At 66.9% G+C, this 22,174-nt stretch carries 14 protein-coding genes and 1 pseudogene; 9 read left to right on the top strand and 6 right to left on the bottom strand.

Annotated elements, in window-relative coordinates:
* Window positions 1-96 precede the first annotated feature (96 nt).
* Together ABZ910_RS07115 and ABZ910_RS07110 are read right to left on the bottom strand one after the other, a co-directional pair.
* Window positions 97-522 (bottom strand): pilin, encoded by a 426-nt coding sequence (locus ABZ910_RS07115; RefSeq protein ID WP_361360427.1) that lies wholly within the window; start codon window positions 520-522, stop codon window positions 97-99.
* Window positions 513-1,502, bottom strand: a complete 990-nt coding sequence (locus ABZ910_RS07110) for a hypothetical protein (protein ID WP_361360425.1) — start codon at window positions 1,500-1,502, stop codon at window positions 513-515. Before ABZ910_RS07110 ends, ABZ910_RS07115 begins: the two co-directional genes overlap by 10 nt.
* Window positions 1,503-2,071: 569 nt before the next feature.
* Between ABZ910_RS07110 and ABZ910_RS07105 the strand changes: the two genes are divergently transcribed.
* Genes ABZ910_RS07105 through ABZ910_RS07095 form a run of 3 tightly spaced genes read left to right on the top strand, consistent with a single transcriptional unit; the run spans window position 2,072 to window position 4,916 of the window.
* Entirely contained in the window at window positions 2,072-3,010 is a 939-nt protein-coding gene (locus tag ABZ910_RS07105; protein ID WP_361360423.1) for a hypothetical protein, read from the top strand.
* Window positions 3,007-3,960: a DNA methyltransferase gene (locus ABZ910_RS07100; protein WP_361360421.1), complete on the top strand. Its 954-nt coding sequence runs from the start codon at window positions 3,007-3,009 to the stop codon at window positions 3,958-3,960. The genes ABZ910_RS07105 and ABZ910_RS07100 overlap by 4 nt, the downstream gene beginning before the upstream one ends.
* Window positions 3,957-4,916, top strand: a complete 960-nt coding sequence (locus ABZ910_RS07095; RefSeq protein ID WP_361360419.1) for a tyrosine-type recombinase/integrase — start codon at window positions 3,957-3,959, stop codon at window positions 4,914-4,916. The genes ABZ910_RS07100 and ABZ910_RS07095 overlap by 4 nt, the downstream gene beginning before the upstream one ends.
* 396 nt (window positions 4,917-5,312) lie before the next feature.
* On the opposite strand, the gene ABZ910_RS07090 is transcribed toward ABZ910_RS07095, so the two are convergent.
* Window positions 5,313-6,365 (bottom strand): hypothetical protein, encoded by a 1,053-nt coding sequence (locus tag ABZ910_RS07090; protein ID WP_361360417.1) that lies wholly within the window; start codon window positions 6,363-6,365, stop codon window positions 5,313-5,315.
* A gap of 662 nt (window positions 6,366-7,027) precedes the next feature.
* Here ABZ910_RS07090 and ABZ910_RS07085 point away from each other — a divergent pair.
* Complete coding sequence (locus ABZ910_RS07085) at window positions 7,028-7,654, top strand: hypothetical protein (protein ID WP_361360415.1); 627 nt, start codon at window positions 7,028-7,030, stop codon at window positions 7,652-7,654.
* An 18-nt stretch (window positions 7,655-7,672) separates the two neighbouring features.
* Here ABZ910_RS07085 and ABZ910_RS07080 read toward each other — a convergent pair whose 3' ends face one another.
* A complete protein-coding gene (locus ABZ910_RS07080) occupies window positions 7,673-8,431 on the bottom strand; it encodes an SAVMC3_10250 family protein (protein ID WP_361360413.1) in 759 nt (252 codons plus the stop codon).
* A 273-nt stretch (window positions 8,432-8,704) separates the two neighbouring features.
* Between ABZ910_RS07080 and ABZ910_RS07075 the strand changes: the two genes are divergently transcribed.
* The 5 genes and pseudogenes from ABZ910_RS07075 to ABZ910_RS07055 form a co-directional block, all read left to right on the top strand.
* Entirely contained in the window at window positions 8,705-10,387 is a 1,683-nt protein-coding gene (locus tag ABZ910_RS07075; protein WP_361360411.1) for a TIGR02677 family protein, read from the top strand.
* On the top strand, window positions 10,384-11,664 hold the full coding sequence (locus tag ABZ910_RS07070) for a TIGR02678 family protein (RefSeq protein WP_361360409.1): 1,281 nt from the start codon (window positions 10,384-10,386) through the stop codon (window positions 11,662-11,664). Before ABZ910_RS07075 ends, ABZ910_RS07070 begins: the two co-directional genes overlap by 4 nt.
* Window positions 11,648-15,925: a TIGR02680 family protein gene (locus tag ABZ910_RS07065; protein WP_361360407.1), complete on the top strand. Its 4,278-nt coding sequence runs from the start codon at window positions 11,648-11,650 to the stop codon at window positions 15,923-15,925. Before ABZ910_RS07070 ends, ABZ910_RS07065 begins: the two co-directional genes overlap by 17 nt.
* A 1-nt stretch (window position 15,926) precedes the next feature.
* Window positions 15,927-17,195 carry a Wadjet anti-phage system protein JetD domain-containing protein gene (locus ABZ910_RS07060; protein ID WP_361360405.1) on the top strand — a complete coding sequence of 423 codons (1,269 nt, stop codon included), beginning with the start codon at window positions 15,927-15,929 and terminating at the stop codon, window positions 17,193-17,195.
* Window positions 17,196-17,414: 219 nt separating this feature from the next.
* Window positions 17,415-17,613, top strand: a pseudogene (locus tag ABZ910_RS07055) (IS110 family transposase); the annotation flags it as partial.
* Window positions 17,614-18,070: 457 nt separating this feature from the next.
* On the opposite strand, the gene ABZ910_RS07050 reads toward ABZ910_RS07055, so the two are convergent.
* Both ABZ910_RS07050 and ABZ910_RS07045 read right to left on the bottom strand, forming a co-directional pair.
* On the bottom strand, window positions 18,071-18,496 hold the full coding sequence (locus tag ABZ910_RS07050; protein ID WP_361360403.1) for a hypothetical protein: 426 nt from the start codon (window positions 18,494-18,496) through the stop codon (window positions 18,071-18,073).
* A 335-nt stretch (window positions 18,497-18,831) separates the two neighbouring features.
* Entirely contained in the window at window positions 18,832-21,963 is a 3,132-nt protein-coding gene (locus ABZ910_RS07045) for a tetratricopeptide repeat protein (protein WP_361360401.1), read from the bottom strand.
* Window positions 21,964-22,174 lie beyond the last annotated feature (211 nt).

Here is a 22,174-nt window from a genome sequence, read left to right as displayed (position 1 = left end):
GGTTCGGCTGGGCAGGGCGCCTGGTCCCGGACCGGCCGGAGACAGCCGGACCCGGGAGCCGGTGTGCCAGGACGATGGTGGCCTGGTCGGTGGCCATCAGGCCCCCACGATCCCTTTGAGGATCTCGACCACCAGCGGGGCCAATGCCGCCAGCGCATAGCCCCAACTGGCGCTCTTGAAGGCGGTCTTGGCCTTCTCCACCTCCCCGGGATCACCCCCGGCCATGACGTAGCGCACGCCGCCGACGGACAGGAACACTGTGGCGAGACCCGCCAGAATGCCCATGATCCAGTTGCGGATGTTGTCCAGCACCGCGTTGACCGACTTCTCCAGCCCCAAGAGGTGATCCGGTTCGGCGGCATGCGCCGAAGAGACGACGACGGCGAGTACCAGCGCGGTCAAACCGATGAGCAGCAGCCCTCGGCACAACCAGCCGCTGTGAGACTCATGTTCGGGGCGACGGTGGGCCTCGGCGTCCGCAGGGGTACGGGCGCGGCGGCAGCGCAGAGGGATCAGGCGCATCGGTGTACCTCCGAAGACACGCTGGACGCGAGGGCGGGTGTGGATCCCCCGCATCCCAGAAGGCCGGAATCGGCACCGGATTTGGACACCGCCGCTGCGGATTTCTCACGGGTCCTTGCCGGGGCGCCCTGCCCCACCGTGGTGACACAGGGTGACCGCCGAGCCGGGGTGGAAGGCGGGCTGTGCGGGGCGAGTTCGTCGGCGAGGCAGGAGGCGACGGGGTCGTGCGGGTCGGTGTCCGAGGTCTGCTCGCGGAGGAAGGAGACCAGGCGTCGCTCGGCGCGTTGGCGCGCCTTGTAGGCGGCGTCGGTGGACATTCGGTGGCGGACGGCCCAGTCGGTGATGGGCGCCTCGTCCAGCCGGGTGGACCCGATCAGGTCGGCCTCAGTCCGGGTGAGGACTGACTGACGGACCGCCCGAGCCAGCACCAAGTCCGGGTGCCCCCACGGCGGCTTCGGCGGCGTCGAGCGGAAGGCCCCGGCCACCGGCATGGGCGCGTCCAGGGCCTCGGACAGTGCCGCGAACCCAGCCCGGTAGGCCGCCCAGCGCAGCCGCACCAGCACCCTTGGTCGGTCCACGTCGACTGTCGCGAGCCCGCCGAGGAACCCGGATAGCACCTCGGCATGCAGGTCGACCACATCGCCGGGGAACCGGGCCGCCAACCAGCGGGCCACTCCGGCCAGCGCCGGCAGAGCCATCCCCGCGCACGCCAGCGTCCACGTCGCACCCTGCTCTCGGGACTGCCGCACCAGATGCGCCCAGACCTCGTCGCGGGTACGGCGCGGGCAGCGGCGGCGCAACATCCGGTCCCGCAACTCATCGAGCGGGATACGCCGGTTGGGCAGCCCCGGGTAGCTTCGGCCGTCCAGGGACAGCGGCTGCGGGCCGGTCACCAGCAGCGTGAAGCACTCCCGTGCTGTGTCCAGTGGCGACGGCTGCCCGGTGACGCGGGCACGGTGGGCGTAATCCCTTTCAGCCATGTCAGGCGCCTCCTTCACGACGCGGAAGAAACGACGCCTCAAGGAATCCAGACAGTCGACAAGGAAACGACAAGGAAAGGGCAAGGAGATCCCCTTGAGGGGACTCTCCCCTGCTAAATGTTACTTAAATTGGCTTTTGGTTTGGGAGGGTCCCGTGATGGTTGGAACCGGCTGAGCAAGTTGGTTTTAAGTGGGTTGTAGTAGCCGCTTAATAGCCAGTGACCTGCAATTTTAGTGATGCAGTAGTAAGTCTTTAGGTGTCTTGGTGGGCGCATCACGCCGATTGTGCGGCGTCTTGTCGCGGCTAATTAGTTGTCGGGGAAGCGCTGCTGTCGGCAGACTAAGAAAGGCTGCCAGCGAGTCCCTGCCCCCTCTTCAGAGTTACGTCGAGGTGGGTTCAGAATACTGACGACCTGGATTTTTTTCGTGTGGCCCAACGGGTCGGAAGCGGTGCCGCGAGCGTGGATGGGATCGACGAACCTCGCGGCGCGGTGTCCAAAACGGTCCCGAATCCCGGCCTTCTGCGGTGACAGCGCACAACCCGGTCACCCGCACCCAGGAGAGTGGGCATGACGACACGACCACCCCGCTCGCAGCCCCCGCCCAGCTGCCCCGCCTCGCCGAACCGGCACCAGCCGCGTCACGCCGTGCTGGCAAGCGGCTGCCGCGCGGAAACGCATCGGCCCCGACGTCCCAAGCGCCCGGGCTCCGTATGGCTGGTCGCTCAGCACCCCGGTCATCCCGAGGCTCGCCTGATCGAACCGTGGCTGATGGAGACCATCGTCCGGATCGTCGCCACCTACACCCGGCCCGGCCACCGCGTACTGCTCCTCGCGCCGCCGCCCACCGACCCTGGCACTCCCAACCACCGGGCCACACCGGGCATCCGGACCCGAGGCGGACTACTTCCCGCCTTGATCGAGGCGGCCGGGGCCGCAAGCCGACTCGGCCGCACCCTCGAAGCCGCCCACCCCGCCAGCGAGATCACTGTCCGGACCGCCGCGGACGCCCCGCCGCTATGGCCGCAGTCGGTACACCGACTCCCACCCGAGTCGGTCTCTCCCACACCGACCGGCCGCCGACCGGCCCACGTCTGCTGCCGACCGACCGCAGTCGGTCCGGATCGCTTCGACGCCGTCATCGCGATCATCGATCCACACCACCCGGACTGGGTCCCGGACGTCGCATGGGACAGTCTGCTGGCCCCCTCCGGAACCCTCACCTTCATCACCCACAGTGACCAACAGCGGGGCAGGCTGATCGACCCGGGCGCCCGTGCGACACGCGCCGCCCGCAGCGCCGGACTTGCGCTGTTCGACCGCGTGGTGCTCCTTCACATCCCTGTCCGCCACGGCGCCCTCGCCCCTGACCCGAACCTGCCGACCGCCCTTCCCGCAGAGGACGCGTCCTGCGCACCGGTGCCGTGGCACACACGGGTGCACGCCGACCTTCTCTTGTTCGCCCGCACCCGGCACGCCGCCAACCAGATAGGGGAGGACCGCCGATGAACGCCGGCTTCCCGCAGCCCTGCGCACGCCCACGCCCGCTCATTTCGGTCTGGCCCACCGGGCAACTCGACAGCCAGGCCCAACTCGCCGAGGGCGGCTACGTTCCCGAGACCGCCCAGGACTCCGGCCGGATACCCCCGGCCGTCGCCGCCCACGCCATCGCCACGTACACCCGCCCCGGCGACACCGTCCTGGACCCGGACTGCGGCGCGGGCATCGTCCTGACCGAAGCCCTGCGCGCCGGCCGACACGCCATCGGACTGACCGGCCAGCGGCGTTGGTGGCCCATCGCCCGCGCCAACGTCACCGCCGCCAAGTACGACGGCGCCGCAGCGGACGGCATGGTGCTCGAACACCCGCCCGCCACCGCCGCCGCACGGCTGGCCGGACTTGCCGGGCACATCGCCCTCATCCTGACCGCCCTGCGCCCCACCGCATTCGCCCACCAGCCCCGTCGGCCAGGCGACGGCGAAGCAGCACCGGACGACCCCGCCGCCCGACTGCGCCAGACGCTGAGCGAGTGTCGACCCCTGCTGCGTCCCGGCGGACACGTCATCGTCACCATCCGCCCGCGTCGCCATCGGGGCTATCTGCTCGATCTGACAGGCCCGGTATCGGAGGCAGGAGAGGCAGCCGGCCTCATCCCGACAGACCGCTGCGTTGCTCTGCTGGCCGAACTCCGCGGAGACCGCTTGATCACGCATACCTCGCCAACGCAGCGGCGCTCCGCAGGCCGGCGCCAGCGTGCTACCGGCCATCCGGCGACACTCGTCGTTCACCACGACGTCGCCGTCTTCCGTGCTCCAGCGGAGGCCGCCCAAGTAACCGCGCGCCCTGTTCCCGTTCCGATGGCAGGCTCTCTCTCCAGGCACCTGATCCGGCGTCACCTACCGGAAGAACTGGACCTGGAACATGGGCACCAGGCCCGCGTACAGCGGAGCGCTGCATGATGGCCGGGTATCTTGCGCGGCTCACCGACGGTTTGCCGAAGACCTGGGCGGGCTTTCTACGGGACTGGGACCGTTCGCTGCGGTCCGGAAACTACCCGGAGACCACCCGCTACAACTACCTTCTCGCAGCCTCCCAGCTGGCCCGCTACTTGGGCGAGCATAGTGGGGAGTCTGGTGCGGGGGCTGGGGAACGGTATCCGACCGAGGTGACCCGATCCCATGTCGAGGCTTTCCAGGCGTGGATGGTGCAGACCCGTTCAGCCTCCACGGCGCTGAACAAACACAAAGCCCTGCAGCAGTTCTTCAACTGGTTGCGAGACGATGAAGAAGAGATCGACCGATCGCCGATGGACCGGGTCAAGCAACCCAAGACGGTCAAGAAGCTGGTGCCGGTCATCCAGGACGAGGACACCGCGCGAGTGCTGGGGACGTGCAGGGGAAAGAGTTTCGTCCAGCTGCGCGACGAGGCGATCATCAGGCTCTACTACAACACCGGTGCTCGCCTCTCGGAAGTCGGCAATCTGACGCTCGGCGACGTCGACATGAACACGGACTCGGTGCACTACCACGGCAAGGGCAGCAAGGATCGGCGGATGCGATTCGGCGCGCGGACCGGTCGAGCGTTGAGCCGATACCTGCGGGCACGGGACAAGCACAAGGGCGCCGAGCTTCCGGATCTGTGGTTGGCGGACCGCGGTGCCCGGAGGCTGGCTCCGAACGGCATCAAACTCATGTTGAAGCGGCGTGGCCGCGCCGCCGGTGTTGCCCACGTTCACGCCCACCGCTGGCGTCATACCTTCGCCCACGAGTGGAAACGAGCCGGCGGCGACAGCGGCGACCTCATGCTGTTACTCGGTTGGACGTCCGATGACATGCCGCGCCACTACGGGGCCAGCGCGGCTGCCGAGCGGGCTCAAGAAACACACGTCAGGATGGGGATCGGCGAAAATGTCTAACCCATCATCCCCCACGTCCACCTCGGCGCGTACGCGGCAGAAGCGGAGCTACCGGGCGAGGGCTGCCGCGCACGCCTCGTGGGCGAACACGGCCGACCGCACCGCGCGCACGGCACCGGGCACGAGGGCGTTCCTCGACCGATTTGAACGTCAGGTGGATCCCGAGGGAAAGCTGCCGCCGGAGGTCCGCGAGCAGATGGCGCGGAGCGCAAGAACCGCGTACATGCTCCGACTTGCCCGCCTCTCGGCGGAGGCACGTCGCCGCAAGAGCCAGAACTCGTCGCGGATGAGCCCGCGTTGATGAGCGGAGGTGCTGTGAGGAGACGACGAGGGTGCCCGGCGGAACCCTGGATGCACGGATCCCTTTACTCGGCGGCGTTGTGCGGCAGGGAGTTACTACATCAGCGTTCCGAGGGCCTGCTCGGCCATTTGGATACCGACCGTGGCGGCCATGGTGCTCCCGGCTTCCAGCAGCTTGTCCTTGACCTGGGCGGCGAACTGCCGCATCCGGCCCGGCTCGGGATTTGGCGAGGTCGCTTCGGTGTGCAGTTCCTGGGCGACGCGCGCCAGTTCTACCCGGTCCGGCTCGGCGAGCCCCAGCGTCTCGCTGATCTGCCCCACGTACCCGGCGAGCTGAATAAACGCGGACGGGTCGATACCAGCGGTGTTGTTCTGGGTGACGTTCTGCTGCTCGCCGATGATGATGCCCTGCGCGTTCGGCATGAAGTTGTTGTACGTGGTGCCAGCGCGCGCCGGATTGGTGTGGTCTTGCACGCTTCCTCCAGACAGGGCGCAGCTAACGCCTTCGGGGGTGATGGCGACCGTGGCGGGGTCGGTGTCGATGCGTTCGATGAGGTTGTGTTCTGCCAGGTAGGCGAGCGCCTGGTGTAGGTCGGTCGCGGAAATGTCGGCACCGGCGAAGTACGAACTGGGGGTTGCCAGGAACAGGGACGGGGCGGTGGGTGCCTGGTCGCCTGCGGTGTCGAAGAGCCACCGCAGAAAGGCGTCGATGGTGTAGCGGAGCCTGGCGGCGCGATCCTGCTGCAGCTTCTTCAGCCGATTCACCGCGACGCGACCCACGTCGCTGAGGTGCACGTCGGGCGTTCCGCCCATGGTGCGTGCGATCTTGACCAGGTCGCGCTGTTCCAGCTCGAAGGCGAGGACGGACGGGTCCTCGCCGTCCAGCTGCTGCTCTTCGACGAAGCGGGTCACGTCGACGTAGTGCGCCGGGTTGAGTTGCGCTTGAGCGTCCAGCCACATCAGAAGCCGGGCCAAGACGGGGTTGCCTTCGACGGCGTCGCGACCGGCCATGGAGACTCCTTCCGTAGCCGCGTCCGTCTGGATCGGCACGCGGATCGGGTTCCGCCGGGCTGCGCGCTCATAGCCCTTGGCGATGTCCTTGAGGTGTCTCTCGATCGCGCGCTGATCGATCTTGGTTTTCCGGGCCACGCTGCCCTCCTGTCTCAGGTACCTGATGACCAGCCTACGGAGGAGGTATGACAATGGGCCGTCCGTCCAAGGGACATGACGGTTCCGTGGCGCGACGGCGGCGCGGTCTGGTCGCGTGCCCCAGCACTTGAGGTCGCCGACGCGGTAGAGACGTTCGGTCCGCTCTTGCCGCTGGACAGTGGGAAGTCAGGGTCGATGGCGCGTGCCCAGTGCAGGCGGCGAGGGCGATCTCCGGCAGGTGGTGCTCGTGGGCCTGGACGTAGGCCTATCACGGCGTTGTCACCCTGACCGTCGGACGCAACCGAGGTCTGCCCGGCAGCAGTGGGGGCCGCAGGCTGCTTCGGGTGGGGCGGTTGCCGATGACGGGGAATGAGACGGGTCTTTCGCTCGGCGTGGAGCGGTTGGCGGTGTGGGGGCGTAGTCCGCGTCCGATGGCGCACCGCGGGCCAGCCCGTAGTGGGGCACGATGATTTAGCGCGGAATGTAGTCCGGCTGATCACGGCCGGAGACATGAGCTACGCAGACTGGTGGGCGCTGCAGACGCGTTGACGGAGTCCGGAGACACTGATCCACCGCGAGCTCCTCCTCGCAATCGCTTCGGCTGGGCAGGCTTGTATGGGTCAGCGTTGTGAGAAGTTCTCGTCAAAGGGCAAGCTGACGCAATGGCTTCTGGAATCAGCGCTCAAGTCTGGACTGCCGCGGGCATGTTCTTGCTGCTGACTGTCGGGACGTGGCTCGGTTACACCGGCGCCAGTCGGCAGTCGGCACGTGACCTAGAAGTCCTTGAACGCACCATCGCCGGACATTTGAGACTTGCCGAGCGCCAACAGGAACTGCGGTACCAGGCCGAGCATGCGCAGCGCGCGCGGGAGCGCATGGAAGAGGCGTACAACGTCCTCGCGCGGTGGCTCCGGGAACTGTCCCGCACGATCGACGAAGCTTGGGCCGGTTCCGTGACCGGAAGAGAAGAGGATGCAGCCAAGTCGGCGATGACATTGGACCGGTGGCCGTGGGAGACGTTGCGTATCCCCGTCGACATCGCCTGGGCTGAGCTGTACTGGAGTAGCGAGGTGCGGACGTTGCTGCACAAGTTCGACAGCGCCTCCGCACGGTTCGTCCTCAAAGGGAAGACAGCGCTGAGGGCAAGGTCCACTATGGATGAAACCGAAGGCCAGGACGCTGGTGCCGAGTTCTTCGTTGAGAGAGGCAAGCTGAAGTCGGTCCTGTCTGAGGTACGCGACCAGGCGCGGCTGGACCTTCAGCGGGCCGGACGTATAAACGGGCCCTGAGTCACTGGGCTGCGCGCTCTAGGGCTTGGGCCTCCTCCACCAGTAGCTGGCTGGCTGACGGCGCGGCACCGTCTCCACGTACAAAGGCGTTGCCACCACAAGGCGCGATGTCCACTGCTGCGAGTCGATATCCATCAAAACGCTGGCGAGTCCTCGGAGCTGGCCACGCATATAGGACGGGTACTCCCGGTCGAGAATGCCAAACACGTAATGGGCTGCTGACTCCAGCGCTGACCCATGGTGACGGGTGGGACAGAGCTCCTCCAGGAACTCAGGGATGACGAACACCCCCTCCTCCTCGCGCCGGTGGAGCTGGAGGAGGACGTCACGGAGCCAGCCCGTGTCGGAGCCCATGCGACCGGCCGAGGCAGTCGCCGACCGGAGATGGTGAACTGAACCGCACAGCAGAAGATTAGTACCCCGCCCATACCGACCGCCCGGCGCCGGATGGCGGCCCGCGAACATGGCGACATCGTCGGGCAGCCCTCCGCTGTCCTCGTGCATGGTCCGCTCGATCATTTGCAGGTCGAACCTGATCCACCAGTTTGGGCGCAGGCCTGACTCCGAGATCTCAAGGAGGTCTTCGTGGCGCTCGAGCTGACGGATAGCCCGGCTCAGCTCCTGTTCGGTCAGTAGTCCACCCGTGCTGCCGTCACTTGGACTCGATTGGGCAACTTCGACGCTGGCCCCGAACGGCAAAGTGACCGTGCCGTTGAGGCGGGGCAGGCGGGAATCAGCCGCCCCAGAAAGGACCGACCGGGCCTTCTTCTCTGACACGTAGCGCAGTTGATGCACGATCCCCCAAGGTCCATCGAGGTGACGACGGTGCCCAGCAGCATAGACAGGAGATGCGACGGGGTCGCCCTGCGGGGAGACAGGGAATCGAAACGGCGGCCGGGCCATGCGTCTCTATAGGGGGCACGCGCGTGGCGGTCGTCCTCCCGGCGGCTGAGGCTCACAACATCAAGCCGGCACCGCCTGCGGGGGAGCCGGTTCACGTGGTGGTCGCTGTTCGGAGCGACCGAGGATCGCAACTGCACGTCTGTCGGGATGGCGAGCGGCGCATGCGAGGTGGCGGTCGCCCTCTGCGGCGACCTCGAATCGCAACGAGGACGCAAGCGGCGTCTGGCAGTATCTGAGGGACTCGATGCGTTTTGTGACGAGGGGGCGGGAGTAGCGCACGTGGCCGCATTCGGCGGACGTATGAAGATCGTGGCTTACCTCGACCACGAAAAGACGCTGTTCTACCGCTTGGTCCTGGATGTGCTGCTGGAGGAGGAGGCTCGACTCGGCGTCCATCTCAGCATGGCGCAGATAAGGCAGCGGGTACAGGACGAGCTTGCAAGTGAACCGGATCTACTGGAGGCTCTTCCGGCGGTCGAGGGTCTGCTCGACGACCTGCATCGCTGGCGGAACGTGGACCGGATTCACAACACCCGGTACACCAACACGCCCGAAGAATACCTTCAGCGGGACTTCCTCTACCAGCTGACCTCGGCCGGCGCTCGGGTCCATCGTGAGATGACCAGGATCGACGAGGACATGTCCAATGCGGGCTCTCTACAGGCCTCGATGCTTCCAGAGATTCTCGATTCACTCGCGGCGCTGTTGCGCGCCATTCGTGAGGAGGACGGCGACCTCAGCAGCGCCCTCGGCGCTTTCCGGCGCACGACGGAGGGATTCATGCGGTTGTCGGAGGACGCCAAGCTCTTCGTCCAAGGTCTCAACGGCTCGTTGGCTTCGGAGGAGATCCGAGATCCGGAGGTGTTCATCGCTTACAAGAATGTCGTGGTGGGGTATCTGCAGTCCTTTACGGTCGTCCTCCATCAGAGCGCTGCTCCCATCGCGAAGCTGATCATCAGGTTGGAGCAGGCGGGGCTCCTGACCCGGTTCACCGAGATGGCGGCGCTGGAGGCCGCGCCGGTCCTGGGTGTCAGCCACGAGGAGGTCGTCGACCGCGAGGCCCAGCGGATGGGAGAGATGTGGGAGGGCCTGCGCCGCTGGTTCGTCGCCGCCGAAGACCGCCCACCGGTCGCCGAGTTGCTGCTCGACCGGGCCTCCGACGCGATCGCCTTCATCGTCATGACCGTCGGACACATCAACGACCAGCGGTTCCGGCGGGCGAGCCGAACGGCGGATCTGGTGGCCCTGGCCGGCTGGTTCGAAGGGTTCGACATGACCAGCGGCGGGCGCGAGACCATCGCCTTGTGGCGTACGGCTTTCGGCGCCTACTCGTCCAGGCACCTCGGCCATCCTGGTGCGATCGAGGACGACTGCGATGCTCGGCCCGAGGTCGGCTGGTGGCAGAGCGAGCCGGCTCCGGTGTCGGCGGAGCTGCGCTCGCGTGGGCCTCGGGCGCACACGGGATCCCCGCCACGTATTCGCGACCCACGCCGCGCCAAGAGCCTGCTGGCAGCCCGGCAGAAGCGGGAACACGCGACGGCGGAAGCCGCGGAGCGGTCGCTGGCAGACAGAGGCCCGGTGCGGCTGTCGGAGCTCGGTCAGCTGGACTCCGCCGAGGCGGAGGTCTTCTTGACCTGTCTGGGACTCGTCCTGTCGGTGCGGGAGCGAAGCGGGGGTGTCCGGCGCACACGTACCCCTGACGGCCGTCTGCTGATCACACTGCGTCCTGCGGTGGAAAGCACGGCCGCCGCTGTGGAGTTACGGGGCGGAGTGATGAGCACGCGAAACTTCGAGTTGACGCTGCTGGTGGAGGAGCGTGGGCGCAGGTGAAGGACTGGACCGGACAGGAGGGCCACGAATGCCGCGAGGTGGTTCGAGCCCTGCTGCACACTCCCGTGCTTCGGCGTGAGGGCCGGCACAGACGACTGGTGGATCAGGCTCGCCGGCACGAGGAACAATTGCGTGTCTGGTTCGATCGGCAGTTGGGATGGCCGCTGGTGGTCGAGCGCGACCTGATCCGGCTGCTCAAGATCCCTGAGGATCCCGGTCGTTATCCCGATCCGGCCGTTCCCAGCTCGCGGCAGTGCGCACTGTACTGCCTGCTGCTGGCGGTCCTGGCCGACTGCGACCGGCAGACCGTGATCAGTGAGCTCGCCGATCGTGTGACCGCTCTCACCACCGCGCACCGCAGTCTGCGCAGATTCGACGCCACCTCGACACGGGAGCGCCGTGATCTGGTCGCGGCGCTCCGGCTCCTCGCGGTGGGCGGCGTGCTGCGGTCCCCCCGTGAGGCGGGCGTCACGGCCGACTCCGAACAGGCTTACATCGCAGGCCGCGGCAACGCCATCTACGACGTCGACCACCGCTTGGCCGCCTCCGCCGTGATCTGCCCTGTCCCGCCCAGCCAGGCCGACGGCCCGGATACGCTGCTGCGCGTCACCGAAGGGGACCGTGGGGGCGGCGCCAGGACCGACACCGAGCTTCGGCAGGCGCTCATGCGTCGTCTGGTCGACGATCCGGTCGTCTACCTGGAAGACCTGCCGCCGGACCAACGAGAGTACCTGTCAGTTCACCGGAAGGAGCTGACGGCGGAACTCACCCTCGGACTCGACACCCGGGTGGAAGTGAGAACCGAGGGCCTCGCGATCGTCGACTCCCGCTTCTCCGACATCGAATTCCCTGCGGCCAGCGCCGTCTCGGTGGCGGCGCTGGCACTGGCCGACCTGCTGGCCGGAGGGGTCGACCCGGCTCAGACGGACAGCTTCCTGGTCGGACACGACCGTCTCGTCGAGCTGGCGGGCCTGGTAGCGAAACAGATCCGCCGCGTCGTGCCGAACATCGAGCGCAAACCCGTAGACGGCTCTGTCGTGCTGAAGTATTCCGTGCCCGTGCTGATGCAGTTCGGACTTGTCGATCCTCATAAGGATGGCGTACTCGTCCGTCCCGCTCTCGCCCGCTACCGCGACCCTTCCGGACGCGGGGTCCGCGTCACGGGGGAGGCAGCGCTGCTCTTCGGCCAGGATCTCGACGTGCCGCCCCGCCAAGGCAAGCGGCAAGCTCCTCCCACCTCGACCTTGGAAGGCCACTCCGATGGCATCGCCGACTGACCGAACACCGGCGCTCGCGCTCCAACGCATACTCGACGGGGAGCTGCCGGTGCCGGAACGGGAACGGTTCCAGCAACTGCGCCTGGGCCTCATCGGTATGTGGGAATACGAAGAACAGGAGTTCGTCTCCTACCGCAACGGGCTGATCCTGCGTGGACGGAACGGCGCCGGCAAAACCAAGGTGATGGAGGTGACCAGCCCGCTGCTGCTGGATGCGCTGCTCAGTGCTCGGCGGCTGGACCCGTTCGGCTCGACCGCACGACCGATGCGGGACAACCTGCTCCATCGGGGGCGCAGCCACCGCGTCGGGTACGCCTGGTGCGAGTACGGACGCGTGACCGAGGGCGGCAGCTACGAATTCATCACTATCGGCATAGGAATGAGGGGCAGCACGTCCGTCAAGGGAGGAGTCCATAAGCCCTGGTTCTTCGTCACCGCCAAGCGAGTCGGCCAGGACTTCAGCCTGTTGGACGAGCGAAGGCAGCCATATCTGCGCAAGCAATTGGCGGCGAGGCTCGACCCCGCAGACGTCTTCGAGGAGCGGCGTGCGTACCGGGCAGCAGTCGCGGAGCGCCTGTTCGGCTTCGGCGTCGGGAAGCTGGCCGCCTTGGTGGAGCTCCTACTGGTCCTGCGCAAGCCGAAGCTGAGCGAGAACTTCAACGGCGAGCGGCTCAGCCGGATGCTAACCAACGGTCTGCCACCGGTCAGCACGACGTTGTTGGACGGATTGGCCGTCCGCTTCGATCAGTTGGCCCGTGACCGCGCCGACTTGGAGCAGCAGGAACGGCATCAACTGGGCATGTCCACCTTCCTGTCGGTGTACTCCCGCTACGCGCGCCGGTGGACCAGGAGCATCGCGGAGCGGTTGGCCGAGGCGGATGCTCAGCTCACCGAGGCACAACGGGGCAATGAGAAAGCTGTTGAGAAGGCCGCCAGTGCTAGGAAAACGCTGGAAGAGGGGAAGAAGGAACGCCAGCGCTTCCTCGATGAGCGCGAGACGCTCCGCATCGCCGTCGAGGAACTTCGTGCTGATCCGCTGATGGACCAGCACGAACTCCTCACCAAGCTTCAGGAACAGGCCGAGGAGGCGGAAGAAAAGCTCCCCGACCTCCGAAAGCGTCTGGAGGTGGCGTCAACCGCTACAGCGAAGGCGGAAGGCGAGGCCACCGAGCAGTCCCGGCTTCTCGAAGGAGCTGCCGCCGTTCTCCTGGACGCCGAAGAGAAGGCGTTGGCACAGGCTGCCAGGACCCGCATCGGGGATGCCCACATCGAACTCGCCGTAGTCGTCCGCGAGGAGCCCGAGCGGACGGAGAAGATGCTCTTGGGCCATGTAGAAGCCCGCACGAACGTTCTCCGGCGTGCCGTCGACCTGGCCAAGACCACGCAGGACGCCAAAGTCGCACGCGATCAAGCAGACGAAGCTCTTCAGAAGGCATTGGCGCTGTGCGAAACGGCGAAGCAGGCCGTGGACGCTGGCGAGAAGCAACTCGCCGTCCGGATGGACGAGTTGCGCATCAAGCTCGTCGACTGGAGTGAACGGTGCCAGGAGTTGCGGCTGAGTGACGTCGAACTGGGCGCGCTCCAGTCACTGGTGCCGACCTTCGGCCTCACGGGCGCCACCACCCTCTCCCAGGAGGTGGACCGCCTCTCCCGTTCCCGAGGCGCCCTGCTCGCCCAGCAGGCATCCGACCTGGTCGCCGAACTCCGTGGTGTCCAGGAGGAAAGAGATCAGACAGCCGCCCTGCGGCTGAGTGTCGCCGAGGAGAAGGATCCCCTCCCTGCGGCCCCGGTGCATGAGCGGCGGGATCGGAGCATCGCCGCAGATGGGGCTCCACTGTGGCGGCTGCTCGACTTCGCACCGGACGTCGACGACACGACCCGAGCGGGACTGGAAGCCGCCCTGCTCGGGTCGGGAGTACTCGACGCATGGGTTACCTCTGAGGGATCCCTACTGGACGGAAGCACGCTCGACAGTCTCCTGCTCGCTGACCGGGAACCGGTTCTCGGCCCTTCCCTCGCCGACGTCCTGCACGCGGTCGACCACGAGATGGTCCCGTCGCGGGTGACCACGAGCATTCTCACCGCTGTCGCGCTAGCCCCCGCAGACTCTGAGCAACCGCTGGGTGACTGGGTGTCGACCGACGGATCCTGGCGAATCGGCCCGATCCATGGCCGTACCACGGTGACGCAGGCTGCTTACATCGGCGCCGCCGCCCGTCAAGCCGAGCGCCGCCGTCGGCTGAAGGCGCTGGACCATCAGCTTGCTGAACTGGACGGCCGGATCGTACAGCTCAACAAGCGGCACCAGCGCCTCACCGAGCGGCAGGACGACCTGCGGGCGGAGTGCGACGAAGTCGCTGCCTTTGACCAGCCACTGCGGGACTGTCAATTGGTTCTTTCGACAGCCAGGAGCCTGTTCGAAGTGCACGACGCAGAGTGCCAGGCCGCCAATGCCACGCTGGACAAGCGTGAGATCACCTGGAAGGAGGCGCGCGCGGAGCTTGAGCGCTACGCCAGGCAACGCTCGACGGCCACTCGGCTGGAAGCACTTGCCGAAGAGCAGCAGGTGCTCACGGACTACAGGTCGAGTCTTGACAACCTCTTCCGACGGCTGAGCACCTGGTTGAGCCGGGTGGAGCAACGAACCGGTGCCGACGCACTGCTCACCACCTGTCGAGAGCATCAGAAGCTGGCCGAGACCGACTTGGACAACGCCAAGCGCGACGCGAAGAGAAAGCGCCGACAGCACGATGTGCGGCGCAGCGCTGTCGGGGCGGACGTCGACGACGTGCTGAAGAGACTCGGCGTCGCCCAGGCCGGCCTCAAGAAGAACCAAGCCTTGGAAACGCAGAGCCTGGCCGCCCTGGAAGATGCGATCAAACAGGAGACTCTTGCCCAATCAGCATGCGCACATGCCCGTGACCTCGTCGGGCAACGAGAACGAGCCCTGGAGGAGCGGCGAGGACAGTACCGGGAGCTTGACCGGCTCGGTCTTCTCGCGCTGGTCTCGGGAGAAGGGACAGGTGCGGACACTCTCGACGCCGTCGCTGCCGCACAGGCATTGATCCGGCAGCTCGTCGACGATCCCTCGGATCCGCACGCCCTCGACCAAGCACGAGACGACGTGGACCGTGCCCGCCAGGACCTTGAGGAAGTACTGGCAGGTCCGGACTGGAAGGTACGAGCCGGAAACGAGGACCGGCTCGTCTCTGTCCGTTTGTTCCACAACGGTCAACACCTCACTGTCGCGGAAGGACTCGCGATCGTGCAGAGGGAGGTCCACGAACGGAACCGCCTGCTCGACGCGAGTGAACACGACCTGTTCACAGAGGTCCTGCTCGGGCAGGTGGGCGACCATCTACGCCGCCGCCGCGCGCGGGCCAAGGCGCTCATAGAAGAGATGAACAGGCTTCTCGGCCTGCGCCGCACGGCCTCCGGGCACGTCATGCGCCTGGTGTGGGAGCCGGACCCCGACAAGGGCGAAGAGACCAGGGAAGCACTGGCGACACTGGACCGGCAGGCCAGTAGGTTCCTGCCCGAGGAGGCCCGCGAGCACTTGATCGCTTTCCTCAGCCGCCAGATAGCCGAGGCCAGGGAGGCGGAGGGCGGAATGGACTGGAAGAGCCACCTGCGCCTCGCCCTCGACTACCGGACCTGGAGCCGGATCCGTGTCCAATACAAGACCGGCCCGCAGCAGAGATGGACCGACATCGACGCCGGCATGCACGGCAAAGGATCCGGCGGTGAGAAGGCCGTCATGCTGCAACTCCCGCTCTTCGCCGCTGCCGCGGCCCACTATGCGGGAGCCGCACGGACCGCTCCGCGCCCGGTGTACCTGGACGAGGCGTTCGCCGGCATCGACGCCGAGATGCGGGGTGAGTGCATGGGACTGCTCGTCCAACTCGACCTCGACTTCGTGATGGCGAGCCACGACGAATGGGGTTTCTACGAAGAAGTCCCAGGCGTGGCCACCTACCAGCTGTACCGCGACCCACAGGTGGAGGGGGTCCTCACCACCCCTGTCGTCTGGGACGGGGCCGACCGGCATCTCATGCTCGATCCGGCGCTGCTCGGCAGCAGCGGCCTCGATTTCGACGCTGACGACCAACTCGTTGAAGACGAACTGGCCGACGACGAGAGCGACGAGTACGAGGACCTGGACGACGAGCCCGAGGCTGAGGAGGAGTTCGAGGACACGGACGAGCACGCCACCGCCTATGGCCGGGCCGGTGGGCTGCTGGATGACTTCGACCTCAACTGACATGGGACATCGCGTCGCCCTTCACCCCGATCTCGCGCACTGGGCGGTCAGCCCGGGTGGAGTCCTGTTCTGCACCCGAGTGCGCGAGCACATCGCCAACGGGGGAAAGCTGAACCGGCGTCTCGTCCTGCGGATGACTGACCGTGAACGCGCCGATCTCATCGACCTGTTCGGTGACGCCGTCAACGCCGCAGGCGTCCAGCTTGCACGCGCCGATACAGTGCTGCGCGGCAGTCGGCACACTTTGCCGCTCCGGATGCTGATCATCGGAGCCGGCGGGCCGATCCGCACGAAGCGCGGCCAGGCCCGGTACCGGGCCATCGTCAAACGCGATCGCCTGATGCGAGAACGTACGGAGACTCTGGCCGCCATCGCCGATGTTTCGGAACTGGCTTTCGAACATGAACTGCTCGCGGCACTGCCGGACGACAACAGACGCGTACCTCCCGATGGCTCACGTGCCGCCACTCCTCACTGGATCACGTACTGCGCCGCGTTGCGGGCAGCAGCCGAGTGGTTCCGTGCCGCGAGCCGCGGCTGGAAATGCAGCGAGCGTGAACTGGCAGCGCTGGCGCTCGGCGGAACCAAGACGTGGACCGATGCTTCCAAGGCTGCCTTCTCCAACCTGGTCCGCCTCCCGTTCGCCGAGGCCGTCTACACCAGTGATACCGGCCTGAGGATGATCGGTCCGGCGGAATGGCACCGACAAGGTCTCGTGGCGGACCTCAACCTCGCTGAACCCTTCATTGAACTGCCGGGCTGGACGGTCACGAGAGACGGCCGGTTCGACCTCCAGGCTTCCGGCGTTCTCCTCATCGAGAACCAAGAGACTTTCGAGGCGGTCGCCTCGCGCACCAGCGTCCCCAAGAACTGGCTCTGCATCTGGACCGAAGGGTTTGCCTCCGGAGCGCTGGTGCATTTTCTGGGCAGTCGCGTACCCGAGTCATTGCCGATCGCGGCCTGGGGGGATCTCGACCCGGCGGGAATCGACATCATCCTCGACCTCTCGGAAAAGAGTGGCCGCAGCATCCAGCCGATCGCGATGGACGCGGAATTGTACTGCCGCGGACGCAAACTCGTGGAGGAGCCGTCGCAGCTCGAAAAGTGGCTGAACGAGGCAAAGCAGCAGGCCGACACCGTCCCGAGTTACTTCGAGGGCCTGGTGGCCGCGATGATCGAACACGGAGGACTTCGCTGTGAACAGGAAGGCATGCATGAACAAGTCCTCCCGTACCTGCACCGCTGGCTGGCCGAACTGAAGCCGTTCTGAGCCCATCTGGTTCGTGGGTGATTACGGCGTTGAAGTCGCTCTTGTGTCCCTTGTTATGTTTACATATATTTCGCGCCCTGTGAGACCGCTTCAGTCCGTCTGGCTGTGCTGGCCAAGTGGTTGAAAGGATAACCCTTGTTGACCCTTCCAGTGGCAGGCCGGCTGGCCCTGACCACGCCGCCGGAGCGAGGGCAGTTTTCCACTGCCGTGGAAGTAGCCACTCTGCGCTCGCTGGAACTCACCGACGAGATCACCGCTGAAACTCACCCGTCCTCGTCGACTTCGACCAGCAACTGACGGCCGAGGCCACCTGCACCTCCAACCCGCTCCGCGGCCTGCTCACCCAGTTCGACCCCAGCCTCGAGCGGTCGTCGGCCCGCACTTGAGCCACCAGACCATCACCTGGCTGCTGAAACGCGGCCGCAGCGTGAGGTTCGTCGGCCAGTATGCGGCGGCCAGCAGCCCCCAGTGGCCAAGTGCCGCTCCTTCTCTGCCAGTTCGTCATGCATGGCTCGCTCCGAGTCCTCGCGAGAAGTTGGTCGTCGCTTCCTGGGCGCCGAGGCGCACATGCGTTCACTTGCCCGCTCGCAGTTGAAGCGCGGCGATGGAAGCGCCAGAGCTGGTAGCGGCTCCCATCGATCAGAGGAAGGCGGTGCGTGAGGCGGCGAGGTTGTCCGGCGGAGGCCTGAGTACGCGGACTCCTTTACTCGGCTGAGTACGCTGAACACTGACCTCGAAGAACGACCCGTCGCTTGGGGTCAAGGGGTCGCAGGTTCAAATGCTGTCGTCCCGACGGTTGTGACCAGCGAGTTTACCGACTACGGCAGAGCCGCTGAGTTCGTTCGTGGACGCGTGCCGGTGCGTGTCAGGGGCTTTCACGCGGACGTTGGCGGAGTGTCCTGTTCGGGGTCGATCATCGGCGGGGGTTGAGTGGTGAAGGTGATGCCGGAGAAGTCCCGGCCCTGGAGTACCGGTCCTGTGAAACTGCCGCCTGTTATCTCATTGTGGATGTCGCCGGAGTCCAGGGACTCGGCCAACTCGCTCCACCGCCGCAACCCGGCCTGGAACTCCGTGTCCAGCGCTGCCCGCACCGCAAGTGCCGTGCTCAATGCGTGTGCGCGGGCCGTATCGTCCGGGGACTCTGCCAGTCGGACCAACTCTGCCTCGCCCGAACTCGCAGTAGGAGCGCCCGCGTTGCCGCCCCGCCGGAACGGGCGGCGGATCAGCGAACTCAGCGCGGCCCAGGCTTCTCGCCCCGCCTCGCCGCCCGCTCCCCCTGCCAGCGCCGCCAACAGTGCCACCGATATGGGCTCCAACTCCCGTACCGCCCTTCCGCGTTCGATGGGTGGGTGGCGGCTTGCGCCGCCACCCAGGTGCGCCGACTGACCCTCAGAGGGTCACATCATGATGCATCGGTTCGCAGTGACCGTTGCGGTCGAAGCGAGTTCGGCCGCCGAAGCGCTTGGTGCGTTCACGCCAACTATGCCGAGGGCGACGAAACTGGCTCCGACAATGGTCAGTCGGCATATCTTGCTCACCTGGACGAGTTCCCCTCATTGAGTGATCAACGTGGTGGAGGGGAGCGTAGCGATCTTCAGCTTAGATTGCTAATTGAACGAGTCCAGTGGTTGCTGATTTAATTACTGCCAGGCATCTCGAACGTTTGTTGCATCGGAGCCTTGCTCTCGGCGGCTTCCCTCGTCTCCAGTCGCACCTGCGTCAAGAGGCTTTCCGTCTTCGCTTTCTCGTCGGCGTCATGTGTGCGCTCGGCCAGCGAAACTGCGGCCTCCAGGTGCTCCCTCGCCGAGTCGAACCGGTCGGCGTCGAAATGGGCCTGTCCGATGCGGTGCAGTGCCTGTATCTCCTGGTGGGCTGCGCCGATCGTGCGGGCGATGTCAAGGGCATCCAGAAGCTGCCGTACAGCCTTCTCGGGGGCACCTGCTTTTCGGTGTGCCTCTCCCAGGCCGATCAATGTGTCGGCTTGGCTCTTTCGGTCACCAAGTTCACGGAATTCCGTCAATGTTTCCTGGTAAAGGGGGAGTGCCGCTGTGATGTCGCCTGATTCCGTGAGGGAGTCGGCCAGGCTGCCGCGCACTGTGGCACGGTCGTAGCGGTTGCCGGAGTGCTCGAGGAAGACGAGAGATTCCTCGAAGGATCGACGGGCTGAATCCAGATCTCCGCGACGCATGTATAGGTCACCGATATTGTTGAGTGTCTTTCCAAGTGCCGCGTGGTCGCCCGCCTCCGTGAACCCGCTGAGTGATTTCTCGAAGTGCTCGAGTGCGCGGTCGTGTTCACCGAGAAAGAGCAGGGTGACTGCCATGTTGTTGTGCAGACGCGCGCGGTCCAGGGAATCGCCGGACCGCGCGCTGATGGCGAACGATTTCTGGAAGAGGGTGAGCGCGGCCCGGTGGTCGCCCTGGTGCCACTTCAGGGTGCCGAGCGTGCGCAGCACTTCGGCCTCCGCCTCTGCGTCTCCCGTCGCACGGGCGATCCGCAGAGCCCGGTCGCCGTTCTCGGCGGCTTCCCGGTATCGGGCAGTGTGTGCGTGGACGGCGCTGAGGTGGAGCAGAGTGCGGCACAGCGCGGCCTGTTCGTCGGCCTGGGTCCAGTGGTCGGCGGCGTGCTGGAGCACTGTCCGGGCGTCGTGCCAGTGACACTCCTCGTTGAGGAAACCGGCCATGGCGTAGGCGAGTCGGGCGGCGGCGCCGTGGTGGCCCCGACTGCGGGCGTGGAGCTCCGTGGCCAGCAGGTTCGCGCGCTCGGTGGCCAGCCAGGACCGAGCGGCCGGGGCGTCGGGCCAGTGGGGGAGGCGGGTGCAGTCATGATCCTCCGGCGGAGCGGGCCTCGGGCGCCGAGGGTACGCGAGGCGGTCGGCGCGCTCGGCGGCGGCGACATGGAAGTCCACGAGGCGGCGGAGGACAGCGGCGCGGTCCTGGTCGGTGTCGTCGGTGAGGGACCTGTGGTGGCCGTACTCGCGCAGGAGATCGTGGAACTGGTACCTGTCCGGGCTCGGCTCGCGGAGCAGGTGGCAGGCCAGCAGCGACTCCAGCATGCGTTCCGCGGCGGCCGGGGACAGGCCGAGCGCGGCGGCGGCCGAGTCCGCGGTGAGGTCCGGGCCGGGAAGCACACTGAGGCGGCGGAACGCCGCGCGCTGCTCTTCCGTGAGTGTTTGGTAGGTGAGGTCGAAGGCGCGGCCCATCTCCCGCTCGGTGTCCCTGAGTTCGTTCAGCCGGCCCTCGGTGCGGGTCAGGCGGTCGGCGAGTGTGGCGAGTGTCCAGGCCGGATGCGCGCCGAAGCGGTTCGCCACCAGCTCGATCGCCAGCGGAATATGTCCGCATATCCGGACGATTCGCGTCGTCTCCTGGATGTCCAGGGTGCGTTCCCCGCCTGCGAACGCGCGGAAGAGGGCGATGGCGTCGTCGGTCGGCAGCACGTCGAGCGGGATGTGCCGGGCGTGCGGCAGGCCGGTCAGGTGGCGTCGGCTCGTGATGATTGTCAGGGAGGGCGAGCCGCTCGGCAGCAGCGGGCGGATCTGGTCGGCGCTCACCGCGTCGTCGAGGACGATCACGGCCTGGCGCTCGGCAAGCATGGTCTGCCACAGCGCGGTACGGGCCTCCAGCTCGACGGGAATGGTCTCCGCGGGCGTGCCGAGCAGCCGCAGCAGCGTGGCCAGGGCCGCGCCGGCGCTGAGCGGTTCGCCGATGGGGGAGTGGCCGCGGAGGTCCACGTACAACTGGGCGGCGGGGTACCGCTCGGCGAGCCGGTGCGCGCCGTGCACGGCGACGGCGGTCTTGCCGATTCCGGCCATGCCGCTGACGGTGCTGACGCACTCCAGGCTGATCACCGAGCCGTCCTCGGCCGCAGCGTCGACCGCTGTGCTCAGCGCCTGTAGTTCCGCGTGACGCCCGACCAGGGGCGGCTGATGCGGCAGGTTCCTCGGCCGGTGCGCACGTGGAGGCGGCGGGGCCGCGGACGGGCGGGGTGCGGCCGACTGGCCCCGGACGAGAGCGGCGGCCGGTACGCGATCGAGAATTCCGCGATGGATGCGGTTCAACTCGGCGCCGGGGCGGGAGCCGTACTGCGTCAGCAGCAGCTGACGGGTCTCCTGGTGTACTCGTAACGCCTCGGTGTACCGGTCGCTGCCGTAGTACGCCAGTATCAGCTGACCCGCAAGCGTCTCGTCGCCCGGATACCGGTCGACGAGGGCGGACAGCTCGGCGCTCACGTCCGCGAACCGGTCCAGCCGAAGGCAGGCGCCGAACCTGGAGACGGTGGCTCTGAGCCGCCGTTCCGCCAGCGCCCGGCGCATGGTCTCGGCCCACAGGCCGGGCAGCCCTGCCAACGCCTCGCCCCGCCACAGGCGTTCGGCGCGGTCGAGGAGGGCGGCCGCCTGCTCGTCGTCACCGCCCGACGCGGCGGCACCGGCCTGCGCCACGAGATCTTGGAAGCGGTGCCAGTCGACGGATTCGCGGGCGGTCTCCAAGGTGTACGTGTGCGCTCGGCTGACGATGCGAGATGCGCTCGCGGACGACGGGCCGGCGAGCCGTAAGCGCCTGCGCAGCCGCGAGACATAGCTGTGCGTGTTCTCGCGGGCGTGCGGCGGTGGTTCGCCGTCCCAGAGCCGGTCCATGAGCATGTCCAGCGCGACCGGTCGGCCCACGTCCAGCGCGAGCGCGGCCAGGAGGGTCCGCTCCTTGTCCGAGCCGAGCTCCGTCCGCCGACCGTCCACCCGGAGACCCACCGGGCCCAGTACCTGGAACTCCACCGGCGCCTCCCGCTGGTCCGGCCAGTTCGACGAACATGGCAAAGGGGAATGGACATGCCATAGACCGACGAGCATGACAGGGAGCGGAGAGTGTTTCCAGGTGCGGTTCCGTGCTGAATGGGACGGGATGCCGGTGGGCTGGCTGAATCGTTTCTCTGTGGCGTAGCCGACGCTCGTGATCCGCATCGGGCGGGGCACGGCGGGGGAGGAC

This window comes from Streptomyces sp. NPDC046805, from assembly GCF_040645355.1.
GTDB lineage: Bacteria > Actinomycetota > Actinomycetes > Streptomycetales > Streptomycetaceae > Streptomyces.
This window is presented reverse-complemented; position numbering and strand designations above follow the sequence as displayed.

Bases quoted from the DNA above. Each gene is read 5' to 3' on its own strand.
- ABZ910_RS07115 (WP_361360427.1), bottom strand. From the start codon at position 522: ATGCGCCTGATCCCTCTGCGCTGCCGCCGCGCCCGTACCCCTGCGGAC.
- ABZ910_RS07110 (WP_361360425.1), bottom strand. From the start codon at position 1,502: ATGGCTGAAAGGGATTACGCCCACCGTGCCCGCGTCACCGGGCAGCCG.
- ABZ910_RS07105 (WP_361360423.1), top strand. From the start codon at position 2,072: ATGACGACACGACCACCCCGCTCGCAGCCCCCGCCCAGCTGCCCCGCC.
- ABZ910_RS07100 (WP_361360421.1), top strand. From the start codon at position 3,007: ATGAACGCCGGCTTCCCGCAGCCCTGCGCACGCCCACGCCCGCTCATT.
- ABZ910_RS07095 (WP_361360419.1), top strand. From the start codon at position 3,957: ATGATGGCCGGGTATCTTGCGCGGCTCACCGACGGTTTGCCGAAGACC.
- ABZ910_RS07085 (WP_361360415.1), top strand. From the start codon at position 7,028: ATGGCTTCTGGAATCAGCGCTCAAGTCTGGACTGCCGCGGGCATGTTC.
- ABZ910_RS07075 (WP_361360411.1), top strand. From the start codon at position 8,705: ATGGCGAGCGGCGCATGCGAGGTGGCGGTCGCCCTCTGCGGCGACCTC.
- ABZ910_RS07065 (WP_361360407.1), top strand. From the start codon at position 11,648: ATGGCATCGCCGACTGACCGAACACCGGCGCTCGCGCTCCAACGCATA.
- ABZ910_RS07060 (WP_361360405.1), top strand. From the start codon at position 15,927: ATGGGACATCGCGTCGCCCTTCACCCCGATCTCGCGCACTGGGCGGTC.